We start from the raw sequence: 1,400 nt of genomic DNA, 5'->3' as shown, positions 1-1,400 counted from the left end.
GAACCACATCTTTGCGAGTGATAAAGCCACTAATTTTGGCTTCCGTTTGAAAGTTGCGGCCAATGATGGAGATGCGGTCGTTGGGGATACCGCGGTTGAGCAGGCGCTGGATGCACTCTTGGACTTTGGCTTCTTCTTTGAAAACGGCAGAGACGCACTTTTTGGGGGCTTGGGCGAAGGTATTCATGAAAAAGGCTCCTGTGAAAGTTTTGACCCAAAAGGCTAAGGGAGGTTTTTTGGCAAACTTTTCCCCTCTTTGCCTATGCCGCCTATTATCTCCCTCTGTCGCCCAAGCGGGAGTCGAGGGATCGCGAAACTCCTGGAGCGATCTCCGTACTGAGGAGGCCTGCCCAAGCGCCCCGCGCCGCTGGCCTTCACCCCCAGCCCCTCTCCCAGAGGGAGAGGGGAGTTGGGAATCGAGGGATCTCACGGCCTAGAGGGATCCAAGACCCTGCCTCAAGCCGCGGCAGACCCCACTCAAAAAGGCAAGATCTAGGGTCTCGAGGGTGTCGCTCAGCTTGTGGTAGTGGGGGTTGCGCAAAAAGGCGGTGTCGGTCACCATAGCCGCAGGGTAGCCCGCATCCCAAAAGGGGGAGTGGTCGCTGAGGCGGGTAACCGGCAGGAACAAACCCCGCTGGCCGGCTGGCAGCCAGCAACACGGGATCCCCACCTGCTGAAAACCGCGCTGCAGCCTAAGCAGATCCCCCAGGGCGGGCCAGTTGCCAATGAGACCGATGTAATCTCCCCGGTCGGGGTAGAGCCGCTCCAGGCCGGCGGGGTAGCGCTGGGATCCGGGGGTGGGATCCCGGTAGCCCAGCATCTCCAGAGAGAGCATCAGCCGCAGGGGTTGGCGCTGTTGTCTGAGAAAGCGGGCGTAGGCTTTGCTCCCTAGCAGGCCCCGCTCTTCTAGGTCGAAGGCCACTAGCCACAGGGGGGAAGGGGCGGGCTCGGCGGCAAAATGGCGGGCCAACTCCAGCAACACCGCCACGCCGCTGGCGTTGTCGTCGGCGCCGGGGGTAGCAGGCGCGGCGTCGAAGTGGGCCCCGATTAAAATGGGCCTGCGGCCAGGCTGGGATCCCGGCAATTTCAAGATCCAGTTGCGGTGCTGGCAGCCATTGGCCTCAAAGGGGAAGGGCTCCACCGGGCCGCACTCGGAAAGCTGTTTTTGGACATACTGCTCCACCTGCCGATGGCCCAAAGGCGACCAGTCGGGATCGCGGGGCTGAGCTACTTGCTGCAGGTGCTCCCGGAGGCGCTGTTGCAGATTGGGCTCTCGGGTCACTTTTCTTGTCCGGCGAGGGCTTGAGCGTGGACTTGGCGAGCCAGCTCCAGAGTAAAGTGGCTGTGGGATCCCGCCCTTCCCGCCAACACCTGAAACGGCAGCCCAGGCTCCCCTAGGT

The 1,400-nt window shown here is 62.0% G+C and carries 1 protein-coding gene and 1 pseudogene; both read right to left on the bottom strand.

What is annotated here, in order from left to right:
• Window positions 1–187 (bottom strand): annotated as a pseudogene (locus NW809_RS12580) (hypothetical protein); the annotation flags it as partial.
• Between the two features lie 246 nt (window positions 188–433).
• Window positions 434–1,282, bottom strand: a complete 849-nt coding sequence (locus tag NW809_RS12575; protein ID WP_011430871.1) for a M28 family peptidase — start codon at window positions 1,280–1,282, stop codon at window positions 434–436.
• Between the last annotated feature and the right edge of the window lie 118 nt (window positions 1,283–1,400).

The organism is Synechococcus sp. WC101 (assembly GCF_047461555.1).
Lineage (GTDB): Bacteria > Cyanobacteriota > Cyanobacteriia > Thermostichales > Thermostichaceae > Thermostichus.
This window is presented reverse-complemented; position numbering and strand designations above follow the sequence as displayed.